The sequence below is a fragment of the Streptomyces sp. NPDC006476 genome, from assembly GCF_040612015.1.
Classification (GTDB): domain Bacteria; phylum Actinomycetota; class Actinomycetes; order Streptomycetales; family Streptomycetaceae; genus Streptomyces; species Streptomyces griseorubiginosus_B.
Map to the genome: position 1 here is coordinate 1 of NZ_JBEXPK010000038.1, position 25759 is coordinate 25759.

Annotated in this window: 24 protein-coding genes and 1 pseudogene; 11 read left to right on the forward strand and 14 right to left on the reverse strand. The window is 70.7% G+C overall.

The window, feature by feature from the left end:
- Positions 1-2: 2 nt before the first annotated feature.
- From ABZZ74_RS33900 to ABZZ74_RS33910, 3 genes are all read right to left on the reverse strand, one after another.
- A complete protein-coding gene (locus tag ABZZ74_RS33900) occupies positions 3-2432 on the reverse strand; it encodes a non-reducing end alpha-L-arabinofuranosidase family hydrolase (RefSeq protein WP_356771552.1) in 2430 nt (809 codons plus the stop codon).
- Between the two features lie 197 nt (positions 2433-2629).
- The gene (locus ABZZ74_RS33905; RefSeq protein WP_356771554.1) at positions 2630-3424 is read right to left on the reverse strand and encodes a hypothetical protein; all 795 of its coding nucleotides are present in this window, start codon (positions 3422-3424) and stop codon (positions 2630-2632) included.
- A complete protein-coding gene (locus ABZZ74_RS33910; RefSeq protein WP_356771556.1) occupies positions 3421-3951 on the reverse strand; it encodes a SigE family RNA polymerase sigma factor in 531 nt (176 codons plus the stop codon). Before ABZZ74_RS33910 ends, ABZZ74_RS33905 begins: the two co-directional genes overlap by 4 nt.
- Positions 3952-4307: 356 nt before the next feature.
- Between ABZZ74_RS33910 and ABZZ74_RS33915 the strand changes: the two genes are divergently transcribed.
- From ABZZ74_RS33915 to ABZZ74_RS33930, 4 genes and pseudogenes are all read left to right on the forward strand, one after another.
- On the forward strand, positions 4308-6245 hold the full coding sequence (locus ABZZ74_RS33915; protein WP_356771558.1) for an autotransporter: 1938 nt from the start codon (positions 4308-4310) through the stop codon (positions 6243-6245).
- A gap of 191 nt (positions 6246-6436) precedes the next feature.
- Positions 6437-8215, forward strand: a complete 1779-nt coding sequence (locus tag ABZZ74_RS33920; protein ID WP_356771560.1) for a sigma-70 family RNA polymerase sigma factor — start codon at positions 6437-6439, stop codon at positions 8213-8215.
- A 299-nt stretch (positions 8216-8514) separates the two neighbouring features.
- Positions 8515-9131: pseudogene (locus ABZZ74_RS33925) on the forward strand (ATP-binding cassette domain-containing protein).
- Between the two features lie 142 nt (positions 9132-9273).
- Complete coding sequence (locus ABZZ74_RS33930; protein WP_356771562.1) at positions 9274-9573, forward strand: hypothetical protein; 300 nt, start codon at positions 9274-9276, stop codon at positions 9571-9573.
- Between the two features lie 20 nt (positions 9574-9593).
- Here the strand turns inward: ABZZ74_RS33930 and ABZZ74_RS33935 are convergent, their stop codons facing one another.
- The gene (locus tag ABZZ74_RS33935; RefSeq protein ID WP_356771564.1) at positions 9594-10499 is read right to left on the reverse strand and encodes a serine/threonine-protein kinase; all 906 of its coding nucleotides are present in this window, start codon (positions 10497-10499) and stop codon (positions 9594-9596) included.
- A 107-nt stretch (positions 10500-10606) separates the two neighbouring features.
- Between ABZZ74_RS33935 and ABZZ74_RS33940 the strand changes: the two genes are divergently transcribed.
- From ABZZ74_RS33940 to ABZZ74_RS33950, 3 genes are all read left to right on the forward strand, one after another.
- Positions 10607-11152 carry an RNA polymerase sigma factor gene (locus tag ABZZ74_RS33940; RefSeq protein WP_356771566.1) on the forward strand — a complete coding sequence of 182 codons (546 nt, stop codon included), beginning with the start codon at positions 10607-10609 and terminating at the stop codon, positions 11150-11152.
- A gap of 40 nt (positions 11153-11192) precedes the next feature.
- Complete coding sequence (locus ABZZ74_RS33945; protein WP_356771568.1) at positions 11193-11912, forward strand: hypothetical protein; 720 nt, start codon at positions 11193-11195, stop codon at positions 11910-11912.
- 137 nt (positions 11913-12049) lie between these two features.
- Positions 12050-12751 (forward strand): hypothetical protein, encoded by a 702-nt coding sequence (locus tag ABZZ74_RS33950; RefSeq protein ID WP_356771570.1) that lies wholly within the window; start codon positions 12050-12052, stop codon positions 12749-12751.
- 62 nt (positions 12752-12813) lie between these two features.
- On the opposite strand, the gene ABZZ74_RS33955 is transcribed toward ABZZ74_RS33950, so the two are convergent.
- The 7 genes from ABZZ74_RS33955 to ABZZ74_RS33985 form a co-directional block, all read right to left on the reverse strand.
- On the reverse strand, positions 12814-13398 hold the full coding sequence (locus ABZZ74_RS33955) for a TerD family protein (protein ID WP_356771572.1): 585 nt from the start codon (positions 13396-13398) through the stop codon (positions 12814-12816).
- Between the two features lie 184 nt (positions 13399-13582).
- On the reverse strand, positions 13583-14923 hold the full coding sequence (gene dacB / locus ABZZ74_RS33960) for a D-alanyl-D-alanine carboxypeptidase/D-alanyl-D-alanine-endopeptidase (RefSeq protein ID WP_356771574.1): 1341 nt from the start codon (positions 14921-14923) through the stop codon (positions 13583-13585).
- 421 nt (positions 14924-15344) lie between these two features.
- Positions 15345-16007, reverse strand: a complete 663-nt coding sequence (locus ABZZ74_RS33965) for a hypothetical protein (protein WP_356771576.1) — start codon at positions 16005-16007, stop codon at positions 15345-15347.
- Positions 16008-16279: 272 nt separating this feature from the next.
- Complete coding sequence (locus ABZZ74_RS33970; RefSeq protein WP_356771578.1) at positions 16280-16414, reverse strand: hypothetical protein; 135 nt, start codon at positions 16412-16414, stop codon at positions 16280-16282.
- A gap of 53 nt (positions 16415-16467) precedes the next feature.
- Positions 16468-17226 carry a DUF4232 domain-containing protein gene (locus tag ABZZ74_RS33975; RefSeq protein ID WP_356771580.1) on the reverse strand — a complete coding sequence of 253 codons (759 nt, stop codon included), beginning with the start codon at positions 17224-17226 and terminating at the stop codon, positions 16468-16470.
- 201 nt (positions 17227-17427) lie between these two features.
- Positions 17428-18273, reverse strand: coding sequence for a hypothetical protein (locus ABZZ74_RS33980; protein ID WP_356771582.1), 846 nt, complete (start codon positions 18271-18273; stop codon positions 17428-17430).
- A complete protein-coding gene (locus ABZZ74_RS33985; RefSeq protein ID WP_356771584.1) occupies positions 18270-18605 on the reverse strand; it encodes a hypothetical protein in 336 nt (111 codons plus the stop codon). The genes ABZZ74_RS33980 and ABZZ74_RS33985 overlap by 4 nt, the downstream gene beginning before the upstream one ends.
- A 171-nt stretch (positions 18606-18776) precedes the next feature.
- Between ABZZ74_RS33985 and ABZZ74_RS33990 the strand changes: the two genes are divergently transcribed.
- Positions 18777-20162 carry a glutamate decarboxylase gene (locus tag ABZZ74_RS33990; RefSeq protein WP_356771702.1) on the forward strand — a complete coding sequence of 462 codons (1386 nt, stop codon included), beginning with the start codon at positions 18777-18779 and terminating at the stop codon, positions 20160-20162.
- Positions 20163-20419: 257 nt separating this feature from the next.
- Positions 20420-21397 carry a hypothetical protein gene (locus tag ABZZ74_RS33995; RefSeq protein ID WP_356771586.1) on the forward strand — a complete coding sequence of 326 codons (978 nt, stop codon included), beginning with the start codon at positions 20420-20422 and terminating at the stop codon, positions 21395-21397.
- On the opposite strand, the gene ABZZ74_RS34000 is transcribed toward ABZZ74_RS33995, so the two are convergent.
- Positions 21385-21972 (reverse strand): hypothetical protein, encoded by a 588-nt coding sequence (locus ABZZ74_RS34000; protein ID WP_356771588.1) that lies wholly within the window; start codon positions 21970-21972, stop codon positions 21385-21387. The two genes, ABZZ74_RS33995 and ABZZ74_RS34000, sit on opposite strands and share 13 nt — an antisense overlap.
- 596 nt (positions 21973-22568) lie before the next feature.
- Positions 22569-22943, reverse strand: a complete 375-nt coding sequence (locus ABZZ74_RS34005) for a hypothetical protein (protein WP_356771590.1) — start codon at positions 22941-22943, stop codon at positions 22569-22571.
- Positions 22944-23122: 179 nt separating this feature from the next.
- Here ABZZ74_RS34005 and ABZZ74_RS34010 point away from each other — a divergent pair, with 179 nt between their 5' ends.
- Positions 23123-23896: a polysaccharide deacetylase family protein gene (locus ABZZ74_RS34010; protein WP_356771592.1), complete on the forward strand. Its 774-nt coding sequence runs from the start codon at positions 23123-23125 to the stop codon at positions 23894-23896.
- A gap of 119 nt (positions 23897-24015) precedes the next feature.
- Positions 24016-25056, forward strand: coding sequence for a LacI family DNA-binding transcriptional regulator (locus ABZZ74_RS34015; protein WP_356771594.1), 1041 nt, complete (start codon positions 24016-24018; stop codon positions 25054-25056).
- 26 nt (positions 25057-25082) lie between these two features.
- Here ABZZ74_RS34015 and ABZZ74_RS34020 read toward each other — a convergent pair whose 3' ends face one another.
- Positions 25083-25679: a hypothetical protein gene (locus ABZZ74_RS34020; RefSeq protein WP_356771596.1), complete on the reverse strand. Its 597-nt coding sequence runs from the start codon at positions 25677-25679 to the stop codon at positions 25083-25085.
- Positions 25680-25759 lie beyond the last annotated feature (80 nt).

The following is a 25759-nucleotide window of genomic DNA, read 5'->3' on the forward strand; positions in this document are numbered from 1 at the left end:
GGTCAGCGCTGCAGGGTGAGGACGCCCGGCCGCCACGGCAGCTGGTCGTAGGGGCCGCTCGCGGAGGGGGACTTGCCCTGGTAGAGGAACTGCAGGTTGCAGGGGTCGACGGTCATGGTCTGGTCGGGGTTGTTGCGGACCAGGTCACCGTGGCTGATGTCGTTGGTCCAGGTGGCGCCGCTGTTGGCCTTGCCCGCGAACGGGTTGCTCTCACTGGCGGCCTGCGGGGTCCATGAACCGCCCAGGCTGGAGGCCGTGAACGAGCGGAAGTAACGCTGCTCGTTCGCACCCCGCGCCTCGACGATCATGAGGTACTGGTTCTGGCCCTGAACCTTGTAGACCTGCGGCGCCTCGAACAGGTTCTTCGTCGTGTCGCTCATGACCGTCGTGTACGACGAGCCGAAGTTGCCCGGGAAGTTCCCGATCGGCATGCTCGCCCGGTAGATCTTGCCGTTGTCACCGGCGAAGAACAGGTACATGTTCTGGTCGTCGGCGATCAGGGTCTGGTCGATCGGGCCGGTGGAAGATTCAGTCTTGGGGATGCTGCCGGTGAACAGCGCCTGCGGCGCGGACCAGCCGTTCGGGTTGGTGGGGTCGCTCGACGTGCGGTAGACGAACGGCGACGCGCCCCACTGGGACGCCAGCACCCAGATCTTCTTGGGCGCGAAGTAGAACAGCGTGGGCGCCACCGCGGACTGGCTCATCCCGGTCTGGCCGGCCGACGCCATGTCCGACCAGTTCGTGAACGGGCCGAACATCATCGAGCCGTACGACGATCCCGACACGTTCGACGCGTAGACCAGGTGCTTGCCGTTGTACACCACGTCGGTGAAGTCCTTCACCGACGTCCACCCGTTCGCCGGCTGCGCCAGCGCACCCGTCGAGGACCACCGGTAGGTCGACGGAAGAGCGCAGGTGCCGCCCGTCGATGTCGATACCGGCGTCGGCGTGGACGTGGACGTGGACGCGGACGTGGACGCGGACGACCTGAAGTTCCAGTGCTGGTTGGCGCCGCCGTTGGAGTCCCAGATCTGGACGGTGGTGCCGTTGGCGGTCCGACCGCCGGGGATCTCCAGCGCCCGGCCGCTGGCGACGTTGGTCAGCGTGTAGGAGCCGTCGCTGTTCCGGGCGGCCTTCCAGTGCTGGTTGGCGCCGCCGTTGGAGTCCCAGACCTCCATCCTCGTCCCGTTGCCCGTCTGGTTGCCGGGCTCGTCCAGTACCCGGCCGCTGGCGACGTTGGTCAGGGTGTAGGAGCCGTCGCCGTTCTTGGTGGCCCGCCACTGCTGGTTGGCGGCGCCGCTTGCGTCCCACACCTGGAGCGGGGTGCCGTTGCCGTTCTGTCCCGCGGGCTCGTCGAGAACGCGTCCGGCAGCCACGTCGGAGAGCGTGTAGACGGTGCCGGAGGTGATGTCCCCGGCCGCCGTCGTGCCGCCGCCGCTGCTGCCGCCCAGGGTGGTGAGCACCGCGTCGTAGGCGGGCTTCTTGTTGCCGTTGTTGTCGAACAGCAGCGGGTTCTCACCGGTGCGCCAGGAGTCGCTGTCGCGGATGCCCCACACCGTGATGCCCGTGCAGCGAGCGACGTTGAGGCAGTCCTGCACGGTGCTGGCGTACGCGGTGGCGGACGCCTGGGCGATGTCGAGTTCGGTGATCTGGACGTCCACGCCGAGCGCGGCGAACTTGGACAGAGTGGTCTGGAAGCTGGCCGGAGGGCCGCCAGCGCCGAAGTGGCTCTGGAAACCGACGCAGTCGATGGGCACGCCGCGGGACTTGAAGTCGCGGACCATGTTGTAGACGCCCTGCGTCTTGGCGTCGGTCCAGTTCTCGATGTTGTAGTCGTTGTAGCAGAGCTTGGCGGAGGGGTCGGCGTTGCGGGCCGTGCGGAAGGCTTCCTCGATGAAGCCGTTGCCCAGCACGTCCTGGAAGACCGAGCTGCGGTGCTGACCGCTGCCGCCGTCGGCGAACGCCTCGTTGACCACGTCCCAGGCGTAGATCCTGCCCTTGTAGTGGGTCATCTCCTGGGTGATGTGGTTGTCCATCACGCTGCGCAGCGTGTTGGCGTCGGTGATGGACTTGACCCAGCCGGGCAGTTGGGAGTGCCAGACGAGGGTGTGGCCGCGCATGCGCTGGCCGTGGGCGGTGGCGTGGTTGACGATCTGGTCGGCGGGGCCGAAGTTGAAGCTGCCGCGGGAGGGTTCGGTGGTGTCCCACTTCATCTCGTTCTCCGGGGTGATCACGTTGAACTCCCGGTCGAGAATCGTGGAGTACGTCGAGTCACCGAGCCTGCCAGAGGACACTGCCGTGCCGAAGTAGCGGCCGCTGCCGGACGCGGCGGCGGCCAGGGTCGGTGTGGGGGTCTCCGGCGTGCGTGCGGCCAGCGCGACCAGCGGTACGGCGGCACCCGCGGCGGCGAGGACCACGGCGGCGGCGAGCACGCGGCGAGTTGCCGGACGGCGGCGATGAGAGCGGTTCTGATCTGACAACGGCATGTCCTTCTGGCACAGCGGGCCCTGCTCCGGGCCCGGTCACCCACCAGTTGTCGCCACGCACACAAACGTTGCCGCGAGCGAGGGGAGAATCTTCACGGCCGCCGAACCCGGCTCCCCCCGGCCGACTGGCCGCACAGCGGCGTTCACCGGGTCGGGACGAACCCTCCCCGGACCGACGCGGAGCCGCCGGAACCCCGCGCGTCGACGCGGTAGCCGTCGCCCGCAGCACTGCGCACGCCGACGCCGTTGTTGAACTGTGCGGCGAACTCATGGCTCCCGGCCGGCACGGTCAGGCCCGGCTTGAGGACCCAGCGGTAGATCAGCGCGCCGCCGTCCTCCTGGACGGTGACGGTGAAGTCACCGTTCGGCAGGGTCTGCCAGGTGCCGGTGTTCTGCGCCTGGCCGGTCTGCACGATCCGGATCTCGACCGTGAGCGAGGTGAGCGGCTGGGTCGTCTTGAGGGCGAGGTTGCTCTGCGTCCAGTAGACGCTGCTCTTCGGATCCAGCGAGCCGGCCGACCACAGCGGCCCGTTCTGGCTCTCACCGGCGGACGGCGATGGACTGGTGGCCGGCGGAGTCGGGCGCGCGCTGCCCGGGGTGGTGGTGACCGGGGCCGGCGCGACAGGGGTGGGGCGGGCCGATGTCGGGTGCGGGGAGCCGGGGGTCGGGGACGGGGTGGCAGGCACGGTCACGGTGGCCGACGGCGGCGGCGAGGGGGTCGTGACGATGGCGGCGACGGCCAGGCCGCCGGTCGTCAGGATGCCGGCGGCGGCGAGCCCGGCGAGCGCGACCCTGGTCCCGGACCTCGCGAACGGCCGCGCGCGGTGGCGGACGGCGGGGCCGGCCATGCCGCGTTGCACCCGGGCCAGCATCCTCGCACGGTCGGGCCGGTGGGCCTCGGCAACCGCGCGCAGCTGACGGGCGATCTCCTCGTTCACCGGTTCCTCCTCCCTGCCACCAGGTCCCCGGCCGCTCGTGCGCCCAGTATCCTTTCCAGCTCGGCCATTCCCTTCGAGGTCTGGCTCTTCACCGTGCCGACCGAGATGCCCAGCGCCACCGCGGTGTCCTTCTCCGACAGGTCGAAGGCGTGCCGCAGCACCACGCAGGCGCGCTTGCGGAACGGCAGCCGGGCGAGTGCCGCTCGGACGTCCAGCACGGCCGCCATGTCCGGCCCCTCCACCTTCTCGGGGCTGCGGGACCAGAACAGCGTGATCCGGCGTCGCTCGCGCACCGCGCTGCGGATCCGTCCCCGCGCCATGTTGGCCACCACACCGCGGGCGTAGGCGAGCGGGTGGTCGGCCTGCCGCAAGCGGTCCCAGCGCTGCCACAGGGCGACCAGGGCATCCGCCGCGAGGTCGTCCGCCGCGTCGGTCTCGCCGGTCAGCAGGTAAGCCAGACGGGCGAGTTCGGCATAGTGGCGTTCGAAGAATTCGTGGAACTCCGCGGACGCGTCATCGAGGACCATCCCCCGGTCGCCCTCTCCTGGCAATGATGTGCGCGTTGGTTGCGCGTTCAACAACGGGGAGCGCAGCCTAGCAGTGCCCAGCCCGGGATTAGAACGGCGGTCGTGCCCGGTTGCGGGGCGGTGAAGGCTGACCGGCGGGCTGGTCAATGCCGGACCAGTTCGCGTCTGCGCCACGGCGGCTGCGCGGCGTACTTCTTTGCTCTCATGCCCGTCCATCCGGTAGGTCGACTCGGCCTTACGGCCCCCAGTTGCCGCAAAGGACGAGAAGGTTGCCGGGTTTTTGAGATCCCGGTGGCCGGTCACCGGTCTACACGTCCGTAAGGATCACCAGCACTTCAGGAAAGCACCCTGACTCGATGAAGCGATCTTGGCACCTTGTCCTGGCGTCGGCTCTCGTCGCGGGAGCCGTCACACCGGTGGTCGCGGTGGGCAGCGCGGTCGCCGCGGACGGCGACATCACCTCGGCCGTCCTGGCGAACCGTGATGTCGTCCTGACCGGTGACGCGGTCGTGCGCGTCCCGCAGGGAACCCACACGTACACCGGTGTGATCAGCGGTGAAGGAGCCCTTCGCGTGTCCGGCACCGGCACGCTGGTCCTCGCCAAGGACAGCACCTTCACCCTGCCGCGCTCCCGGCAGCACCAGAGGGTCCGGATCCCGGGCGGCAACCACCCGTACGTCGTGGTCGACAGTCCCGACGAGCCCGCGGTCACCGTGGACGCGGGGGCGACCCTCCAGTACGGCACCGGCGGTACGACCGGCCTGATCGGGTCCTTCCCGTACAACACGCCCGGTTACCAGCAGAACCAGGACAACATCCGGGTGGACGGCACACTGCGTCTGTCGCTGACCCGGCTGTTCAACCTGGGCATCATCAGCGGCTCCGGCCTGGTCACCCAGCCCCGGAACATGTGGGGAACGCTCCAGATCTGCGGCACCAACCCGTTCTCGGGCATCTTCGACAACGGCACGGGCGTCAACTTCGCGAGCACCACCTGTGCCGCCGACCTGCCCAACGCCCTCTCCGTCGTCAACCGCGGCTCATGGATCATCGACACCCCGCTCTACCACACTGTCGTAGAGCGGCAGAACTTCTACAGCCACGAGTACGGCAACGACGTCAATGTGCACTCCCGCCCGGGCAGCAAGGTGATCCTCACCGGCGTCTACAGCTGGAGTGACAGCGGCGACGGGGCGGCGCCCTCGCTGAGCGACCCCGGACTGAACTGGCGGCCCGTGGCCCACAACCTGAACAAGCGTGGCACCAACATCGAGGGCGCCGACGTCCAGTGGGGCGACGGGACCACGCACCGGATCTTCATGCCCGGCACGGCGCAGACGGTCTACATCAACCTGCACGCCAGACGGCAGCGCTCCCGGCTCACCTTCGACTACAACGGACCGGTGACCCTGGGCGCGCCCATCGGCGGCGGCATGTATCACGACACCCTCAGCGCTCCCGGCGCCGGGGACGTCGTCATCGCCGGCACCAGCGGCAACGACGTGACCTTCGCAGCAGCGCAGTACTACGACGGATCCACCACCATCGACAGGAAGGCGACCCTCCGTCTCGGCTCCGGAACCACGGGCGGCGACGGGCGCCTCCACACCGGCGGAGCCCTCGACAAAGTGATCGACAACGGTTCACTCGTGATCCGCAACACCGGGACACCCATCTCCCTCCCGGCGGTGACCGGTGCCGGATCGGTGACGCAGAACGGAGCCGCCGCCACCACCGTCACCAGCGCCGCCTACACCGGCGCCACCACTGTGGCCAAAGGCAGCCTGATCGTCTCCGGGACCTCTCTGCGGACATCGAGTGCGGTCGCTCTGACCGGTTCCTCGGCCGTCCTGGATCTCAGCAAGGCACGCGACACGACACTGCGCAGGCTGCGGGTCGTCACAGGCGCGAAGATCCTTCTTTCCCGGAACTCCCCTGAGCTGACCGTCGGTTCGACGACCGCAACAGTCTCCGGTAAGGGTCTCGCCATCGGCGGGATGCGCTTCTCCGTCAGCCGGGCCGCCGCCCGCACCGTGCTGACCGCTCTCCCGTCCACCAAGACCGCACACCCGTCCTCCGCCGCGAGCGCACCGGCACCCTCCCCCGCCCGGACCGGCCGAACGGCCACGCCCCTGGGCGCCTCCACCGGCACCATGGCGGACACCGGCAACAACTTGGGTGCTCTGTGGGGCGTCACAGGACTGGCGGGCGTCGTACTCGCAGGCGTCGCCGCGGTCTTCGTCTTCGTGCGCGTCCGCTCGCGTCCGCGTACGTCCCCGCGTCACGCCCGCTGATCCCCCGGCCGCCACGGATTCCACCGGCCCGCCCATGGCCGTCGGCGCTCACCCCTTACGATGACTTCGCTGCCACGGTGTGTGTGATACCGACGGCGATCCGGCCGAGCGATGTGCCCGAGGACCTCCGCAACCCGGCTCGGTCGGCGCGAGCGGGGCTTCGTACCCGCGTCAGGTCGAAGGGAGACCCGATGCCAAGGCATGCCGCGCCCGCGGCCGACGTGATAGCCGCGGCTCGGGCCGGTGATCGCGGCGCCCTGGAAGAGCTCAGCTCCCGGACGCTTCCGCTGGTCTACAGCGTCGCGGCGCGTGCGCACCCGTACCGCGACGACGTCGACGACATCGTCCAGGAGACGATGATGCGCATCCTGCGCGGCGTCGGGGGACTGGAGCACCCGGAGGCGTTCCGGTCCTGGGTGATCACCATCACCGTGAACGAGGTCCGCGACCACATCCGCAGGCGCGCCAGGAGGGAGACGACGGGAGCGGCGTTCGACGCGGCTGAGCACCGGCCCGACCCGGCCGCCGACTTCGCCGAGGGGGTCCTCCTCGACCTGCGGCTGTCCGGGCAGCGCGAGGAGTCCGTGCGCGCGACCCGTTGGCTCGACGAGGACGACCGGGAACTGCTGTCACTGTGGTGGCTGGAGACGGCCGGCCGGCTCGCCCGGGCCGAGCTCGCCTCCGCTCTGGACATGACCGGCCATCAAGCGGCTGTACGGGTGCAACGCATGAAGGAGCGCCTGCACACCTCCCGCGTCATCGTCCGAGCCCTCGCGGCCAGACCCGCATGCGGGGAACTGACCCGGCTGACCCTGGACTGGAACGGGGCCCCCAGCGGCCTGTGGCGCAAACGCCTCGGCCGCCATGTGCGGCAGTGCCCGCGGTGCGTGCGCCACGAGGAAGGCATGCTGGCCCCGGAAGGACTGCTGGCGCCCCTGGCCCTCCTGCCCGCGCCGGCGGCACTGCTGGCCTGGCGCCCGTGGCTGTCCGCGGGAACGCACGCGGCGGCGGCCGGCCATGTCGGCACCACGGCCACTTCAGGCAGCGGGGGTTCCGCGACGGCAGGGACCGCAGGGACCGCAGGGACGAGCCTCACCGCGAAGGCCGTGGTGGCGGCGGCGAGTGCGCTGCTTGCCGTGGGCGGTGGCGTGCTCGTGTACGCGACCCCCTGGTCCAGCCCTTCGGCGCGTCCGGCCACCGCCCCGACGGCTTCCGACCCGGCACCCGCGCGGTCGCCCTCGCCCACCGCATCCGCATCCGCATCACCGTCACGGCCGGCGCCGGTACGGGGCTCGGCCGTCTCGCGTCCCTCGCCCCGGCCGCGGTACGGGTCCGTGGTCGACACCGTGGACAGCGCGCCACCGCCGGACCGGCCGCCCGCCGCATTGCCCCATCGCCCGCAGACCACGGTGACGATGACGGGGCTGAAGAGACACCTGGACGGCTATCAGCTCGTCCACCGCGGGGACACGGTGGTACTGCGCGGGAAGGGCTACTTCACCGTCCACTGGGACGTGATGTACGGGCGCCCCGGGCTGCTGACCATGCCCTCGTGGACCGAACTGCGAGGAAGGCTCTTCCACGTGGCCTCGGGCGGCGGCCACCGCATGGACGACCGTCAGCCGGGCGCGCCCGCCGGCGGCACCTGGATGGGCAACCGGCAGCAAGGACTGATCGTCCTGCCGCCGGGAGCCCAGCAGATGTGGCAGAACGAGTACTACTACCTCGACGGCAGCGTCACACTCCACCTCAACGAAACCCAGGCCGACTACAACCTCGACGTCCTGCACTCCTCCTGGCAGGAGACAGCCGACGACATCGCCAGTCCCCCGGCCCCGCACTCCGCCGACCGCGAACGGTACGGACTCGTGCGCGACACCGGCCGCGACGACGCCCCCGTACCGCAGTACGCCACCCGCTCCACGCCGACCGACGCGGGCACCGTGCCCCAGCGCTCCGTCGTGTCCTGACCATGGGCGGTTGCCCAGGCGGGCGTGCCGTGCCCATGGCGTGCCGCCTGCGAACAGCTCGCGCCTCGAACCCCGCGGCGCATCCGCCCGCCCTCTGACCGACCGGGAGCGGCGGTCCTGCTCCTGCTCGCCACCGGCGAACGGAACCAGTGGTTCGCCCGCCGCCTCGACAACGCCGAGCGCACGGTGCGGGCGCACACGATCGCCGCACCCTCGCTGCGCGAGCGGCTCACCGGTGGCGGCCTGGGCCACACCACCAGCCGCGGACTCCACGCTCGTAGGCGAGGAGGCCCACTGACATGGAACCGATCACAAGGCCGGCTGACGCGTCGGCGGTGATGGCGGCGCGCGGGGTGGTCAAGCGCTTCGGCGACGTCCGGGTGCTGAACGGTATCTCCATGGACGTGCGGGCCCGCGAGGTCGTGGTCATGGTGGGGCCGTCCGAGTCCGGCAAGACCACGTTCCTCCGCTGCCTCAACCACCTCGAACGCATCGACGAGGGCGAGATCCTCATTCACGGCCGTCCTGTCGGCTGCCGGCCGCGGCCGAGCGGACCAGCGCTTCAACCTCTTTCCCCATCTGACCGCGCTCGACAACGTGGCCGTCGCGCCGGCGAAGGTCCTCGGCATGCCGAAAGCCGAGGCCCGGGAGCAGGCACAGGAGCTCCTGGCGAGGGTGGGCCTCGGACACAAGGCGTCGTCGCGGCCGTCGGCCCTGTCGGCCAGCAGCAGCGCGTCGCCATCGCCCGCGCCCTCGCCATGAAGCCGGAGTTGATTTCGCCCGCTCGGCCGCGGACCGACTGGTCATGTGCGACCAGGGGGCCGTCCTGGAGGAAGGCCCCCCTGAGAAGCTCGTGACCGACCCCGCCCACGAACGCACACGCGCCTTCCTGCGCCGCATCAACGAGGGCGACTGAGCAAGCGCGGCGGACACCGGTCCCCGGGTCGCTGCCCAGAGACCCGAGTGTCAGACCCTTCCGTCATGCTCTGCTCATGGTGATTGCGACCAACAGTCGGGGCCACGTCGTGAAGCGCCCTGCGGAGCCGAAGATAGGATCGATGCTCGCTGAACTGGATCAGGGCGATCATCTGATCCTTGAGCGGCAGGACGAGGGCCGGGAAGGCAACTGGTACGTCCAGGTGCTGTTCCGGGACAACAACACCTACCAGCTGGAGTACCGCGACGGCGTTCCCGCGGAGCACTACCAGACGGAGACGGTGTCGCAGGAGGAGGTCCTGCGAGCACTCCTGGGCTGGGTGGCTGACGAGCCCGCCTGGCGGGAGGGCTTCACCTGGACCAACATCGGCCACTGGTTTGCGCCGGCTCCTGCGGATGAGGCCGATCCGACCGCCCAGTAGCGCGGCGCCATCAGCCCCGTTCAGCGGGCCCACCAGGTCAGCACCGTTGTCAGCAGGAAGACGGCAGCCGCCGTGAGCCAGATCGCCAGGGGTGTCGTCCTTGTGGGGGTGGCCGACGGGTGCCCCCCTTCTCCCTGGGACAGCAGGGCGTCCGCGAAGGACTGGGCGGTTTGGGGGCGGTTTTCAGGTTTGGCGGACAGTGCGGCACGGAGGAGGGTGTCGATGCCGTTCGGGGCCCCGAGCTCGCTGGGAACCCTCGGGGGCGGCGGCGGGGTCTGCGTCGGCGCCAGGGTCGCGCGGCCGGCCGGACCGAACGGCTTGCGGCCGGTCAGGAGTTCATAGGCGACGACACCGAGGGCGTACACGTCGGCCCGATTGTCGAACCCGCCGGTCTGGAGAGCCTGTTCGGGCGCCATGTAGGCGGGCGTGCCCGTGGTCACGGTCAGCCCCGACGCGTCGGCCAGCTGCTTCGCGCTTCCGAGATCCGCGACGAGGACGGCGGCGGGCGTGCGGCCGACGTCCAGCAGGAGGTTCGAGGGCTTGATGTCACGGTGGACGACGCCCGCGTCATGGAGCACCTGCACGGCGTATCCGGCCTCGGCCGCCAGACGGAGGGCCTCCTCGGGCCGGCAGTGCCCGACCTTCTCGGCCAGCGTGCCGCCTCGGACGTAGTCCATGACGAAGTAGGGCCGGTCGTCCTGGACGCCCACGTCATGCACGCGTACGACACGTGGGCTGGAGATCCTTCGGAGCAGCCGCGCCTCGGCCAGGAACCGTTGTCGTACGTCCGCGTTCGACGCCCAGTTGTCGGCCAGCACCTTGACCGCGACATCGGTGTCGAGTTCGGGATCGTAGGCTCTCCAGACGGTCGCGAACGAACCGGCTCCCAGCCTGTCCTCGAGGAGGTAACGACCTAGCTTCCGCATGCGGCGACATTCTGCCCGAGGCGCTGGTGGGACCGGGAACTGCGGTGCGGCCAGGTGGAGTCCAGGTCAGTGGAGTCCAAGGTCATGCGTGAACGGGGGACAGCAGGATGATCGACCAGGATGAACTGACCCAGCTCGTGGCGTCCGCCCAGACAGGTGACCGGGCGTCCCTGGATCGCCTTCTCGTCAGGCTGCGCCCGACGGTCATGCGGCGCTGCTCCAGGTTTCTCCCGCACCACGCCGACGCCGAGGAGGCCGCGCAGGACGCCCTGCTGTCCATCAGCACCCACCTGCACGAGTACAGCGGGCGAGGCTCGTTCCTCGGGTGGGTGACGGTGATCGCCTCGAACGCCGCCAGATCGACGTACCGCTCGATGCGCCGACGGGCGGAGGACAGCCACGCGGTCCTTCCCGAAGGTGCCGACCCTCGTACGACGAGCGTCATCGCCGGGACCCGCGTGGACCTGATGGACTCGCTGGCCGCGCTCGAGGAGCGGCATCCGGCCCTGGTGGAATCCTTCGTGCTGCGCGATCTGGGCGACCTGACCTATGTCCAGGTCGCCGAGATCACCAACGCTCCCCTCGGTACGGTCAAGGACCGTATCCATCAGGCCCGTCGCTTCATGCGGGACCGGCTCGCCAGTGGCTGCTGAGGCGTCTGCCGCCGTGCGGACCCGGACGATCGCCGTCATCATGACGGCAGCCGTCGGACTCGGCCTGCTGACGGGCCGGTTCGTGCTGCCCGCTCGCTCCGCTCCGGCCCGCCCGTCGGCGACGACAGGCGCTACGGCGTCCTCGCAGGGTGCCCGCTCCACGGCACCGAAGCCCTCGAGCGGTCCCATGACGAACCGGCACCTGGTGACGGGCGCCGACTTCAGGGAGGCCGGGGTCTCCCAGCGCATCCAGGTGCGCGATCGTGTGGGGGACGGCTACTACGCCAACGCCGTCTGCACGGGTGAGAGGACACTCGGCCAGACCCTGGGGTCGTACGACGCGCACTTCCGCGCCTTGGTGACGCCCAAGGACACGGGCGACGAGGGCGCCACCAAGGCGGCGAAGATCAAGGACGACGTCGCGTTCGAAGTCGCCGACGACGCCGGGAGCCGGGCACTGGCCCGGAACTACGCCGAGCGCCTGCTGCTGGAGGAAGTGCCGTGCCAGAGCGAGGTGGCCACCCACTGGGTCTACGGGCCGACGCACACGATCGACGTCGCCGCGGACATCACCGCGAGCTGGATGGGCATGTACGACGGCGACCTGAACAGCAGGGGGACCGCGCCACGGGGCAAGGAGCCGTGCGGCGGCATCGCCATACTGCGCAACGGCTCTCACTACGGTGTCCTGGAGGTCGAGGTCTGCCTCGACACGGCCGCGATGACGCGGATCGTTCAGGCGGCCGTGACCCGGCTCTGAGGCCGCCCGCGCCCACCCGCAGAAGTGACCCGGATCACATCGATCGCCGCGGATTTCCATCCAACATCTCGCGGACCCGCCGCATCTCCCAGGTGTACGACGATGCGAACCGCGTCGCCACCAGACAGGAGAGTGAGATGTTCGACCACCACCAAGCAGCCGGCAAGAGGTTCTCGCGTCGCGGTCGTACGGCAGGGGTGGCCGCCACCGCCGGTGCCGCCCTGATCGCGCTCGTCATCGGCACGCATCCCGCTGCAGCGGGCGTCGGCAGCGGTGCTCCGAACCGGTCGGCGGCCGCGCTTGCCGCCGCTGTCGCCGAACCCGGGCTCGGCTCCGGCGACCTGATGCAGAGTGAGGACTTCTTCCAGTCGGGTCTGTCGCCGGTCGGCGCGAAGGTGGGCCTGACCGGGAAGCAAGCCCTCTCGGCGTGCTCCGGCGAGGAGACGATGCGAACGCTGACGAAGGGGAAGGGTGTCGCCTATGCCGAGGTCGCCTGGGCCTTCGACACCCAGCACACCTCGCTGACCGAGTCCGTCACCGCAGGTTCCACCGGCACGTCGGCGGCGTCCTACGAGCGGCAGCTCAACAAGCTGGTGCGCGGCTGCCAGGACGAGCCGGCGGGTCACTGGTACTACGGCAAGGGGCGTGCGATCACCGTGCGGGGCGGCAAGGGCAGTTGGTACCCGTCCTACAACGGCGACGGCAAGGTCGCCGGCGGGGTCGCGGTGATCCGCAGCGGGAACAGGGTCGGCATCGTCGAGCTCTCCGGCCAGCCCAGCGATGACGCCGCCTACATGGAAGGCATCGCGGCGGCTGCCATCAACCGGCTGAGCGACTGATCCGCCTGCGCGGCGGCGCCAACCAGGACCGCACCGACCGTACGTACAGCCTGTCGGCCGTCCTACTTGCTGACGGCGAAACGCATCAGGGAGTGCTCGTCGCCCTGCTTGATCTTGCCCGTCGCATTGATCACTTCAAGCTTCCAACTGCCCCCGGCCCGCACCGCCTTGGCCACGGCGCAGCCGTTGTCCTGGGTGAGCAGACTCGGCCAGATGTCGGCGACCTGTTGCGAGCTGCCCCCGGTCGCGTCGTAGACCTTGAAGCTGATGTTGCGCGCCTTCTGGAAGGAACTCCCCTTCTTGTACGCGGCGGCGACGAACACGATCGACGTGATGTTGGGCGGGATCCGCGCGAACTCGACGGTCACCGTTTCGTCGTCGCCGTCGCCGTGCCCGGTCTGGTTGTCGCCGCTGTGGACCAACGAGCCGTTGCCCATGGGGTCGAGCGAGTCGAGGCCCGCGAGGCGCACCGGGTCCCCGCCCTGCAGGGCGATGGCGATCAGGTCGAGGTCGGTGCCGCTCTTGCGACGCAGCTTGCCCAGTACTCCGCCGCTGCTGCCGGCGGTGGGATCCCATGAGACCCCGATGGACAGATGGGTCACTCCGTCCAGGTCTGCCGGGCCGTCTTCCTTGGTGAGCGTGATCATGGGTGGCGCATCCTCGTGTCGAAGGGACTACAACACGCAGAGTGTGCCCGGCGCCTTCGTGGTTCCGCGTATCGGGCCCGAAGTGCGCTGAGGGGGACGGCGATGCGGTGCCGGTGGGGTCCGGCGCCGCAGGGGCCGTCCTGCGAGCGCGGCCACCGCATGGAACACTGCTCGGGGTCCCGGGTCAGGCCCAGCAGCCGTTGACGGTCGCGGCGAGGCCGTCCAGGGCGTCCTTGATGTCGGCGGGGTTGGCGGTGGAGCCGTTCTCGACGAAGGAGAAGATCTTCAGGCGCCCGTCCTGCGCCTTCGTCATGCCGCTCAGCGCGATGGCACCGGTGAGGGTGCCGGTCTTGGCGCTGACCTTTCCCACTGCGCACTTGGAGTCCGCCGTGTCGAACCTTCCCCACTCGGGTCCGAGGGTGGCGCCCGCCTCACCCGCGACGGGCAGGCCCTCCGCGATGTACCGCAGGGTGTGGCCGTAGCGGGGGTCGGTGGTCAGGTCGAGGATGTCGGCCAGGGTCCGTGCCGGGATCCGGGTGGCGCGGGAGAGCCCACTGCCGTCGTACATCTCGAAGTTCTCCAGTGAGACGCCGTACCGCCGGCTGAGCACGTCCCGTACGACCGCGGCACCGTTCTCGAAGGTGGCCGGGCGGCCGGCGCCGAGCGCGGTCATCCGCAGCAGCGTCTCGGCGATGTTGTTGTCGCTCACCTTGAGCATGTGCTCGACGATCCCGGAGAGCTTCCCGGACCGGTGCTGGGCCACGGGGACGTCCCCCGGCCCGGCCACACCGTGGGTGACGTCTCCGGTGACGGTGACTCCCTGCTGGGTGAGGAGGCCCGCGAAGACCTGGCCCGCGTCCAGCGAGGTGTCCATGACGGCGTGTCCGTCCACCACCAGGGCCCGTACCGGCGCGACCTCGTCCGGGTAGTAGCCGGTGTTCCAGCCGTTGGCGAGCGTGGGCTCGGGGAAGAGGCTGTCGTCGACCTTGACCTTCACCGACGCGAGGCCCGCACTCTTCAGTCCCGCGACCGCGGTCTTCGCCAGCGCCTGCAGATCACCGGTGGTCAGGGTGCGGTCGCCGCCGCCGACCAGGGTGAGCGTGCCGTCGCCGTAGACCACCTTGGTGGTGAACCGGTGGTCGGGGCCGAGCACCGTCAACGCGGCGGTGGAGGTGGCGAGCTTGGTGTTGGACGCGGGCATCAGCGCGGTCGTGGCGTCATGCCCCCAGACCGCCTTGTCGGACTCGGCGTCGATCACGACACCGCTGAGCGTGCTGCCCAGACGTGCGTCCACGGTACGGGTGTTGAGGTTGTCCGCGATCTTCTGCTCGGCGGGGTCGAGTTCGGGCGCGGTCGTCCTGGGCACGGCCTTGTCGGCGGCGAAGGCGGACGGACCGGCCAGGATCGACCCCGCGATCGGGGCGGTCGCCGCGGCCAGGAGCGCTCGGCGGACCGACGGGCTCATGGCTCTGGGCTTGCGGTGACGGCCGCCGGAAGCGTCGGTGGACGAGGTGATTCGGGGCATGTGGGGGATACCTCGATGCTGGTTCGAACGACGAACCGGAGAACGGATGTTGATAGCGCAAGCTATCCGGTCGGCAAAAACCACGGCCGAGCTTTCTGTGAATCTCATGGGTGACGGACGCCACGTCGGGGCCGGCGGCGCTATCCGCGTCCACAACGCGTTCGGCTCGGTCGATGTCGTCGTCGGCCCGGAGGGCTGCCACGGCTGAGGTGCCCCACGGCCCGAGGAGGGCCGAACGTCGCCGGGCTGTGCGGGTCGGCGCGTGCGCGGGGCCCGGCCGAGGGTGTCGTTCGCGACCGCCGGGGGCACGGGTGGCGGTGCCGACGGCCCAAGGCCGTCCCGGGCGCCCGGGAACACCGCGCCCGCCTCCGCCGCCGGCCGGGCGAAATGGGACCGGCGGCTGTTGTTCAGGCCGGTCCGGTTACTGGAGGTGGAGGCGGCTGAGGGCGGTGGTCCAGTCGGTGACTATCGCCTGCTGGGCGGCGGCGAGGGTGATCCGGCCGGCGCAGACCGCGGTGTGGAGTTTGGTCTCCACCGGGTCCTTCTTGTTGTTGATCCCCTGGCTCGCCCTGTGGTGGGGGTCGGCCGGTTCGACCCACAGGTTGCGGGGGTCGTTGGGGTCGCCGCCGAGTTGGAGGCTTATGAGGTGGTCGTACTCGCCCTCCGACAGGCTGCCGGTGTAGTCGTAGGAGGCGGCGTTGAGTTTCTTCTCCTTGCCGGTGACGTACGCGGAGGGGCGCACGCCCGAGGTGTATCCGCCCTTGCGGCATATCGTCGACTTGAGGTTCGCCTGCGTGACGGCCGGGGATATCGCGCCCGGGGTGCACTTGGGGTCCTCCAGCGGCTCCCCGTGCTCGTAGCGGTAGTGGCAGGTGCCCGGCGCCGGTTGCCGCTGGACGGTGTAGTGCTTCTGCGGGCCCGCGCCCACCGCTATCGCCCGCCCCGAGCCGGTCGTACCGGCCGCTCCCCCCGCGGGGCTGCCGCTCCCCGACGGGGCCGGGGTGCCGAGCGAGGGGGACTTGCATCCGGCCAGCAGCAGACAGGCGAGGACGACGGGCGGCACGAGACGGCGGACGGAAGGCATGGCGACCCCTCAGAGGCAGGCGATGACTGAGCAGATACTCCCCCACCGGGTCACGGCCCTACCGCGCGGGGCACAGCTCTTGAGCGGGTCTTGGGGCGGTCACGCCGGCGCGCTCCGGCCAACGCGGCCGATCTGCCCCGCAGTTCGGTCAGGAGCCGCCCGCTCGGCGCCCCCGCGCACCGGCCCCTTCGCCGTCGTGTTCCCCCCACGCGGGAAACCGGTCGGCTCACGTCAAGGTGAGCCGACCGGTTTCACGTGCGCGGCTCGGGCCGTCAGGCCGTGTGGTCGCGGCGGAGGACCCCCGCCTCCGTCGCCGCGTGGCCGGTGGTGCCCAGGACGACGACCTGGAAGGCCGCGCCGATGTAGGCGGTGACGAAGCGGGAGATCCTGCGGGTGCTGCTGCGCATGTGGGTTGCCTGCCTTCCGGGTGTGTGGACTGGCGTACGGCTGCTCGGGGTCGTCACCAGGTGACGGCGTCGTCCATCGACTGCTGCCAGTACGTGACCTTGATCGAGTCATCGATGTGGACGCCCTTGGCCGGCAGTGCCGGGTGGGCAGGGGCGCCGACGTTCCCGGAGAGGGAGCGGCCGTAGAAGTAGACGGTCAGGGAGTTCACGGTGCGGCCCTTCCCTCCGCTGCCGTCGGCGGCGGACAGGCTGACGGCCGCGTACCCGGACTGGCCGGGCTCGAGCGTGACGACCGCCTGGGGCTGCGAGTCGTCGATGACCGGCGGCTCGGACTGGGCGTCGGTGAACTGGACGCTCGGGTAGCCGTAGAGGAAGCAGGTCTTGCTGCCGGTGTTGGTCACGGTGAGCAGCATGTGGTTCACGGGGCGGTTCAGCGGGGCCGCGACCGTCTTGGTGTTGGACCCCTCGCAGGTGACCGTCTTGCCGGAGGAGGCCGGCGCCTTAGGGGCGGAGGTGCGCGCGGTCTGCTTCGAACCGCCGGTGGTCGAACCCGCACCCGTGGAGCCCGTGGAGCCGGAGGCGCCGGTGGAGCCGGTGGTGCCCTGGGAGGCCGTCGTTCCCGTCGAACCCGTGGAGCCGGAGTCCGCGCCCGGCGAGGCCGTACCCGTCGCGGTGCTGGTGGACCTGGTCGTCGCCGCGCCCTCGTCGTGGGCGCCCGTTCCGCCGTTGCACGCGGTCAGGGAGAGCGCGGCGAGAACGGTGGTCGCGGCGGCGGCTGCGAGACGGGTGCGGGAGGTACGGAGAGCGGTCATGTCGCTGTGCCCCTTCGGTGTTCGGGTGGCGGTGGTGACTGGATGACCGAAGCTTGTGAGGTGATCCGTCCCAACCGCCACGTCCGGCGGGGAGTTGGGGACGCTGGAACGCCAAAACGCAGGATGAGCAGGGGAAACGCCCGTGCCCTGGAACGGGTGAATGGGACGTGGGGACTGCGGGGAACGGGTGCCCTGGTGCTCTCAGGGGCGTTCGCCCAGCTGCAGCACGCCGGCCGCGGAGAAGCACGCGGCGCCGAGGAGGGTGCCCCAGTCGGCGATGCCGGCGTTGATCAGACTGCCGGTGGCGGGGCGGGTGTAGGCGACGATCGCCGAGACCATGAAGAGGGCGGAGCCGAGTTGGTTCACAGCGACGATCCACCAGCCGAGGCTGCGGCGGCGCAGGCAGGGCCGGCCGCGGTGGCAGATCTCGACGAAGGCGAGGTGGCCGGAGATCAGGAACAGCACACAGCCGATCATGTCCGGGGCCCAGACCAGCCGGTTGATCTGCTGGACGCTCAGTCCCCTGAGGAAGGAGTCCAGCAGGTCCACGGCGAAGACCAGCGTGCCGGCGAAGAGGACGAGCGCGCTCAGCCAGTCCACCCGCCCCGGCTCGTAGCTCCACCAGCGCCAGTGGCGGGTGACCAGGCGCCCTTCGCCGCCGGGTACGTGCCGGGGGGCGTTGACGACCTGGAGCAGGGAGACGTATCCGCCGGTGTTGAAGAACAGACCGCCCGCGAAGTAGATCGAGGCGCAGGTGGTGGCGTCGCCGGAGCCGAACTGCGCCACACCCGCACCGGCCGCGAAGAGCGCGCCGCCGATGATGAAAGCGGTCGCGGCGACCGCGTTGAGCCTGCGCAGTCGGCCGAGCGCGACGGCGTCACCCCTGATGTCCCGGCCGGCCGGTGCGCCGGACGGCCGGACCGCGATGGTGCCGCGGCGCCGGGCGGGCCGTGACTCCCAGACGGCGGTGCCGCCGCCGGGCGGCTGCCAGGTGAGCCGGGTGGTGAACGGCCCCGCGCCCTCCGCGCGTTGGTCGGTGGATGTCATGCGGGCGGGATGGCGGCGATGCCGCCCTCTTCCTCGGGACTGATCGGGCGCCGCCGCTTGCCGCCGCGCCACCACATGAGCCGGCCGTAGGCGGCGATGAGGACGGACGCCACGATGCCGGGGACCACGCCGAGGTGCGTGCCCGTGGCCTTGGCGGCCTGTTCGTAGAAGGCGGGCAGCTGACCGGGGAGGTCACGGGCCACCACCGCGTGCTGAGCCGAGACGTACGTGGTGACCGTGATCGTGGTCATGACGAGGGCGATCAGCAGTTCGGTGATCAGCGCCCGCCAGGACGGAGGTCTCGGCTCCTGCTCGTCGCGTGCGTCGCTCATGAAGCGGAGCTAAGCACACATACAGATCATTTCGATCAGTTCGATTGGTTCCATCGGTGGTTTCTCCCGGGGCGGTCCACGGGTGGAGTACGTCCGGTGTCGGGCCCCCGGTGTCGCTCATAGCCTCCGAAGAGACACGGCACGACGACGCGAGAGGTACGACCGGTGGCTCTGCACAACGCTCAGGAGAGGGCCGTCGACCCGGCCGCCGACATCTTCACGTCGCCGATCAGCGAGGAGCCCCTGTCCAAACGGACCATGCCGCTCCTGCCGGCCCTTCCGCATGTCGTCTTCCAGCTGCTGCGCGGCGAGCTGCTTCTCGACGGCAACGCGGCGCAGAACCTCGCCACCTTCTGCACCACCTGGACCGACGACGAGGTCCGGCGCCTGATGGACCTGTGTCTCGACAAGAACATCGTCGACAAGGACGAGTACCCGCAGACCGCGGAGATCGAGTCCCGGTGCGTCAACATCCTCGCCGACCTGTGGCACGCGCCCGGTCGCGATGGGGAGACCGAGCCCGCCGTGGGGTGCTCCACCACCGGCTCCAGCGAGGCCGCCATGCTCTGCGGTCTGGCCCTGAAATGGCGCTGGCGCGACCGCCGTCGGGCCGCCGGTCTGCCGACCGACCGGCCGAACCTGGTGTGCGGGCCGGTGCAGGTGTGCTGGGAGAAGTTCGCCCGCTACTTCGACGTGGAGCTGCGCCAGGTGCCGGTGGAGCCGGGCGCGACCGGTTTGCAGGCCCATCAGCTGCGCGAGTACGTCGATGAGAACACGATCGGCGTCGTGGCGATCCTCGGAGTGACCTACACCTGCACCTACGAACCCGTCGCGGAGATCACGGCCGAACTCGACCGTCTCCAGCAGGAGAAGGGGCTCGACGTTCCCCTGCACATCGACGCGGCGTCCGGCGGGTTCATCGCCCCCTTCCTCCACCCCGACCTGGAATGGGACTTCCGCCTGCCCCGGGTCGCCTCCATCAACGCCTCCGGGCACAAGTACGGCATGGCCCCGCTCGGCGTGGGCTGGGCCCTGTGGCGCGACAAGGCGGCCCTGCCCGGGGACCTGGTCTTCCACGTCGACTACCTCGGCGGCGACATGCCCACGCTCGCCCTGAACTTCTCCCGCCCCGGCGGCCAGGTCGTCGCCCAGTACTACATGTTCCTGCGCCTGGGCCGCGAGGGTTACCGGCGCGTCTACCAGGCCTGCGCCGACACGGCGCAACACTTCGCCCGCCAGGTCGCCGGCATGGGCCCCTTCACCCTGCTCTACGACGGCGCCGGAGCGCTCCCGGCCGTCTCCTGGACGCTGACCGACCCGGCCTCGGTGGGCTGGAGCCTGTACGACCTGTCCGACCAGCTCCGTATGCGCGGCTGGCAGGTCCCGTCGTACCCGCTGCCGCCCGACCGTCAGGAGACCGTCATCCAGCGCGTGCTCGTGCGCCACGGCGTCGACCGTGACGAGATCGAACTCCTGGCCGAGGACATGCGCCGGGCGATCGAGCACCTCGACAAGGGGCGTCCGCACGACTCCGCGCGTGTCGGCTTCCACCACTGACCGCTTCCGCCACTGACGGCTTCCGCCGGAAGCAGGGACCCCGGGCCACCGGCCCGGGGTCCGTGACGTCTGCTCATCTCATTCGACCCGTTATTGCACAGCTGTGACGGCGGGCGCACAGCTCCGTCATGCCCTGGGGGGAAGACTTCTCCCATCGCGCAGAGCGGCAAGCCGAGCAGACCGGTCCGGGTCCCGGGGCGGCGGGCAGTTCCGCGAGTCCGTCGCCGCAGCGTCGTTCACATTCCTGGGGGAAACCGATGTCCGCTCGTAACCGCCGCAGCTCCGCAGCCCTCGTCACCGCGGGGGTCGCCGCACTGCTCACCCTGAGCGGCGCGGCCGCCACCGCGATGGCCCTTCCGTCCTCCGGCCGCGAGGCCAGGGGCAGTGCCACGATGGTCGCCGCGGCCGCGTCCACCCACACCCTCAGCGTGCCCAGGGGTCTCACCATCAGCGACGGCACCCGGCACGTCGTGATCGGCGGCAGGTCGGTCGACTTCGGCACGGTCGTCCGTGACCTGGCCTGGAACCCGAGCGGCACCAAGGCCGCCTTCATCGACGGGCACGGCAACCTGGTCGTCTCCGACCCCGACGGCAGCCACCGGGTGACCGTCGCCGCCCGTCCGGGCGGACAGACCTGGTCCCACCCCACCTGGCAGGTCGCCGCGGCGGACCGGGCGAACGGCATCCCCGCGAAGAACAACATCATCTTCTCCGCCAAGATCCACAGCAGCACCGTACTCGAGCGCGTCAAGGCCACCAGCGACCACGGCAAGCCGGCGAAGCTCGGCCTGAACGGCGAACCGGGCGAGGGCGGTGTCCCGCAGACGAACAACACCTGGCCCAACGCCGGCGGGTCGTACGGCACGTCCGTCTACGAGAACACCCACACCGGCGAGGTCTACATCCGCGACGACTACCTGCGTCAGCAGGGCGGTGCGCTGGCCCGTGGCTCCGAGCCCGCGCTCTCTCCCGGCGAGGAGGAGGTCGTCTTCGTGCGCTCCGTCGGCGGTCATGACCATCTCTTCGTCGACGACCTGGGCGCCGGCACCAACGCCGCCAAGGACATCACCCCGCACGCCACCACCGACTACACCGAGCCCGCCTGGTCGCCGAACGGCAAAACCATCGCCTTCCGCACTCCCACCGGCACCTACACGGTGACCAGGACCGCCCACGGCTTCGGCAAGCCGGTCAAGGTCAGCACGCGCACCGGCCTGCCGGCCTACCGCGGCTGACCGCCGCCCGACCGGCCTGCCGAGCGGGCGAGTTCGGCCCGCAGCTCCTCCAGGTGCTGATCGGCCGTGTCATGCGGCAGGTACTCGACCACGTCGAGGAAGCGGAACAGGACCCGGGAAGGGGTGACGGCGAACTCGTAGTCGGCGAACCCCACCACGGCACCCAGCTCACCACGGACGGCGCCCCGGACGACATGCTCGGTCATGTCGTCCGGGGTCTGTGCGCTCAGCCCCCGCCGGGCGTTGGGGCGGGCCAGGTACGGGCAGACCATCGAGGCGTAGAGCATGCACGCGCGGTGCCCCGGAGCCTCCAGCGTCGCCGCCATGTTGCGGTACGGCCGCCCGGCCGCGAGCGCCTCACGGATCGCGGAGCTCTCGGCGGCGCCGACCACTCGCCACACCGGGCCCTTGGGAATCAGCGTGTCGCACACCGAGCACAGACGCCGCTGCGCGCACTCGGCGCTGCGCCCGTAGTCGGTGAGTGCGAACTGTGGCTCGTCGCCCTCCCACGGGGTGATGGCGGGGACCGGATAGCCACGGCTGTCACGAGGCCTGGCCTCGACGCTCGCCGGCATGGGAACGGAGTCGAATCGCACACCTCATGTTCACCGACCCGACCGCCTCGCCGCGACGGTTGCCGGGCAACAGCCGTGCAACCGTGCGGCGCAGGGGCGCGCCGGCGGGCCCCCTGTACGGGCTGTGGCAGGGGGCGGTCACCGGCAGGACGCCGGACCACGACCCTGCACCACGTCATGCCGCAGGACAGCCCCGACCAGCGGCACCTCGCCGCCGCGGGCGCGGCGCCCTGCGCTCACGCGTCCTGTCAGGTGCCGGCATCCCCGTCCGTCCACAGGCTCTCCACGGCCCGCGTCGGACCGCCCAGCGCGCGGACCTCGTCCATGGTGACCCGGACGAAGGCGTAGTCGATGCCCGGGGCGTCCGTGAACAGGCTTGAAGACCAGGCCCCTCGCCCTGCCCGGTCACGGGGGCGAACAAGGCGGCTTCGTCATCACCTCCCACGGCACCCGTCTGCTCGCCTTGGGAGACGCCCTGGTCTCCTCACTGCAGATACGGCACCCGGGGTGGTCCGCGATCCCCGACGCCTCCCCCGCCCGCTGCGCACACGGCGGCCTCGTCAGCGCGCCGCACGGCACCGGGCGGGGCGCGCGTCTCAGCGGTCCGTGTAGGTGAGGTCGCCCACCGTCCACGCGCTGACGTCCTTGATCGCGACGCGGTACATGCCACCCGTCTCCGGGATTCCGAGGCTGCCCTGCAGGATCCGGGCGAGATGGAAGTGCAGATGGGTGGGCGCCTCGCCGCGCGCGGGGCCCTTCGCTCGCGGCGGGTCGGCGAAGACGTCCGAGAACGGGCCCAGGCGGTCCGAGTTCTTCAGGACCTCCGCCACCCGCTCGCGCCACACGGCCTCGGGCGCCAGCCGGCCGGTGATGACGGCACCGCCGACGACCACGGTGAGAGTCATCTGATTGCTCCGCTCCGACTCCACCGCGGCGGAGATGGCGACGAGCAGCTCATCAGGGTTCGACATGACAGGAGTCTATTCCGGACCGGCGGCCGCACGCGTGGCCGGACGAGTTGTCCGCGAACCTCCCCGGAATTGTCCGTGATCCGTAACGGACGCATCCCCCGGTCCTCCCCGCTCGTCCTGCCAGATGGGTCGAGGGGCGGCCGAAGGCCGGCGAGGAACTGAGCGGAAGCGGGGCGGACATGGCACGGCACGTCGGTGGGCGGGGCTGGTACGGCAAGGTGATCGGCGCGGCGCTCGGGGTGACGCTGCTGGCCGCCGGGGCCTCGGTGTGGACCGCGCAGGCGGGTGCCGTGAACGGGTCGTCGCCGCGGACGAACGCCTCGGCCAAGCGGAACACCGAGGTCAAGCCGGTCGCCGTGACCATCGTCCACGCCTCCGACAAGGGCGCCCGCGGCGTCAACATCACCATCGACGACGGTCCCGACCCGGTGTGGACGCCCCAAGTGCTCGACGTGCTCCGGCAGTACGGGGTGAAGGCCACGTTCTGCATGGTGGGGACGCAGGCCCAGGCCCACCCCGACCTGGTGAAGAAGGTGGTCGCGGCCGGCCACCGGCTGTGCGACCACTCGGTCTCGCACGACACCACGATGGACAAGAAGCCCGAGGCCTACCAGTCGAAGGAGATACTCGACGCCGAGCGCATGATCACCGAGGCGTCCGGCGGCGTACGGCCGATGTACTACCGGGCGCCCGGCGGAGCGTTCACCCCCTACAGCCGCAAGCTGGCCGCCTCCCGGGGCATGCGGCCGCTGGGCTGGAACGTGGACTCCAAGGACTTCGAGCGGCCGGGCACGGACGCCATCGTCGCCACCGTCCAGCGGGAACTGCCGAACGGTCCGACGGTCCTCTTCCACGACGCGGGCGGCGACCGCTCCCAGACCGTCGAGGCGCTGCGCCGGATCCTCCCCTGGCTCAAGGGGCAGGGCTACTCCTTCGGCTTCCCGGTGCGCTGAGCCCTCGCGGGCCGCGCCAGGACCAGCGGCCGGAGAGCCCCGCGCCGGGCGGGGCCGGCCGCCGGTGAGAATGGGGGGACGAGGCGCGCGGATCGGGTGGCGGTGAGCAGGTGTCGGGTGTGGCGGGTGACGGACGGCCGGTGACGTTGCAGGGCATCGCGGCGCGCCTGGGGCTGCATGTCTCGACGGTCTCGCGGGTGCTCAACGGCCCGGCGGACGCGCAGAGAGGCGCCGCCTCCGGCGACACGGCCCGGCGGATCCGGGAACTCGCCGACGAGCTCGGCTACCGGCCCAACCCGCACGCCACCAGCCTGCGCACCCGCCGCAGCAACCTCGTCGGCGTGCTGTTCCCCCGGCTGTCGGAGATCGTCGTGGCGACCATCTACGAGGGCGTGGAGGAGGAGGCGACCGAGCACGGCCTGTCCACCTTCGTCACCAACACCCATGACGACCCCGCCCTGCAGCGCGAGCGGATCGCGATGGTGCTGGGCCGCCGGGTGGACGGGCTGATCATCGGGGACGCGCATCTGGACGGCGCCGCGCTCGCCGACCCGGCGCTCGAACGTGCCCCGTTCGTCCTCGTCAACCGCCGCACCCGGACCGGTCTTCCGGCGGTGACCTGCGACGACCGGCTCGGCGGCCGGCTGGTCGCCGAGCACTTCCTGGCCCTGGGACACCGGGAGGTCGCGGTGATCGCGGGTGAGTCGTTCGCCAGTACGGGCGTCGACCGCACCGCAGGCTTCACCGACCGCTACCGGGAGGCCGGGCTGCCCCTGCCCGCCCACCGCGTCCGCCACTGCCGCTTCGACACCACCGGCGGGCATCGCGCCGCCACGGAACTGCTCGGCCGCCCCGACCGCCCGACCGCCGTGTTCGCCGTCAACGACCTCGCCGCGATCGGAGCCATCGGCGCCGCCCGCGACCTCGGCCTGCGCCTCGGCGAGGACCTGGCCCTGGCCGGCTTCAACGACACCCCGCTCGCCGCCGAACTCCCCGTCCCGCTCACCAGCGTCCGTTCCCCCATGGCCGACCTCGGCCGGATCGCCGTACGCCAGTTGGTGCGCCTGATCGCCGGGGAGAGCGCCGGCTCCGAGCGGCTGCGCCCGGAGCTGATGGCCCGCGCCTCGACGGGCGGTCCGGTCGGCCCGCCCCTCGACTGACGGCCGAGGGTTCGACAGCGACGCCGTTACGGCTCTCCCACCACGGGTCGCCGCAGCCCCCGCCACGCCCCGAACCCGACGGTCATCAGCACCACCGTCACCTCGGCACCCGTCTCCAGGGCGCGGGTGACCGTCGGCGCGCCCGTACGGCGGCCCAGGGCGGGGGCGACCTCGCCGAGGGGGTCGACGGTGACGGTCACCGTGTGGCCGACCCTCAACCGCTGCGCACCGGTGTTCAGTTCGCCGTCGGCAGTCGCGCCGGGCACCTTCAGGTCGTACGAGTAACTGCTGCCGTCCATCGAGCCCTGCTCGTACTCGGCTGTCAGGACGGCCCGTTCGACCCGGCCACGGTCGTGGAACGCCTCCTGGTGCAGCACGTGCAGACGCAGCATCGGCATCGCGCAGACCGCCACGGCGAGCAGGGCCGCGACCCAGCCCTGTTCGCTCATCTGCACGACGGTGAGAAACACCACGGCGGTCACCAGGAGCCACAACAGGACGATTCTGTCGTTGCGTTGGTCGTACGCCAGTCCGGCGAGCCCGCGTGCCGCACCCCACAGCCCGGCCGCGACGACGGCACCGGCCAGGAACCCGAGGACCACGGACTCCACCTTTTGCTTCATCGGCTCCCCCTTCCGAATGCCCACGATGACGAACCCAAACGTTTGGGTCAAGGAGTGAGCCCAAACGTTTGGGTTGTTGT

Bases quoted from the DNA above. Each gene is read 5' to 3' on its own strand.
- ABZZ74_RS33910 (WP_356771556.1), bottom strand. From the start codon at position 3,951: ATGGTCCTCGATGACGCGTCCGCGGAGTTCCACGAATTCTTCGAACGC.
- ABZZ74_RS33915 (WP_356771558.1), top strand. From the start codon at position 4,308: ATGAAGCGATCTTGGCACCTTGTCCTGGCGTCGGCTCTCGTCGCGGGA.
- ABZZ74_RS33920 (WP_356771560.1), top strand. From the start codon at position 6,437: ATGCCAAGGCATGCCGCGCCCGCGGCCGACGTGATAGCCGCGGCTCGG.
- ABZZ74_RS33930 (WP_356771562.1), top strand. From the start codon at position 9,274: ATGCTCGCTGAACTGGATCAGGGCGATCATCTGATCCTTGAGCGGCAG.
- ABZZ74_RS33935 (WP_356771564.1), bottom strand. From the start codon at position 10,499: ATGCGGAAGCTAGGTCGTTACCTCCTCGAGGACAGGCTGGGAGCCGGT.
- ABZZ74_RS33940 (WP_356771566.1), top strand. From the start codon at position 10,607: ATGATCGACCAGGATGAACTGACCCAGCTCGTGGCGTCCGCCCAGACA.
- ABZZ74_RS33945 (WP_356771568.1), top strand. From the start codon at position 11,193: ATGACGGCAGCCGTCGGACTCGGCCTGCTGACGGGCCGGTTCGTGCTG.
- ABZZ74_RS33950 (WP_356771570.1), top strand. From the start codon at position 12,050: ATGTTCGACCACCACCAAGCAGCCGGCAAGAGGTTCTCGCGTCGCGGT.
- ABZZ74_RS33955 (WP_356771572.1), bottom strand. From the start codon at position 13,398: ATGATCACGCTCACCAAGGAAGACGGCCCGGCAGACCTGGACGGAGTG.
- dacB (WP_356771574.1), bottom strand. From the start codon at position 14,923: ATGCCCCGAATCACCTCGTCCACCGACGCTTCCGGCGGCCGTCACCGC.
- ABZZ74_RS33965 (WP_356771576.1), bottom strand. From the start codon at position 16,007: ATGCCTTCCGTCCGCCGTCTCGTGCCGCCCGTCGTCCTCGCCTGTCTG.
- ABZZ74_RS33970 (WP_356771578.1), bottom strand. From the start codon at position 16,414: ATGCGCAGCAGCACCCGCAGGATCTCCCGCTTCGTCACCGCCTACATC.
- ABZZ74_RS33975 (WP_356771580.1), bottom strand. From the start codon at position 17,226: ATGACCGCTCTCCGTACCTCCCGCACCCGTCTCGCAGCCGCCGCCGCG.
- ABZZ74_RS33980 (WP_356771582.1), bottom strand. From the start codon at position 18,273: ATGACATCCACCGACCAACGCGCGGAGGGCGCGGGGCCGTTCACCACC.
- ABZZ74_RS33985 (WP_356771584.1), bottom strand. From the start codon at position 18,605: ATGAGCGACGCACGCGACGAGCAGGAGCCGAGACCTCCGTCCTGGCGG.
- ABZZ74_RS33995 (WP_356771586.1), top strand. From the start codon at position 20,420: ATGTCCGCTCGTAACCGCCGCAGCTCCGCAGCCCTCGTCACCGCGGGG.
- ABZZ74_RS34000 (WP_356771588.1), bottom strand. From the start codon at position 21,972: ATGCCGGCGAGCGTCGAGGCCAGGCCTCGTGACAGCCGTGGCTATCCG.
- ABZZ74_RS34005 (WP_356771590.1), bottom strand. From the start codon at position 22,943: ATGTCGAACCCTGATGAGCTGCTCGTCGCCATCTCCGCCGCGGTGGAG.
- ABZZ74_RS34010 (WP_356771592.1), top strand. From the start codon at position 23,123: ATGGCACGGCACGTCGGTGGGCGGGGCTGGTACGGCAAGGTGATCGGC.
- ABZZ74_RS34020 (WP_356771596.1), bottom strand. From the start codon at position 25,679: ATGAAGCAAAAGGTGGAGTCCGTGGTCCTCGGGTTCCTGGCCGGTGCC.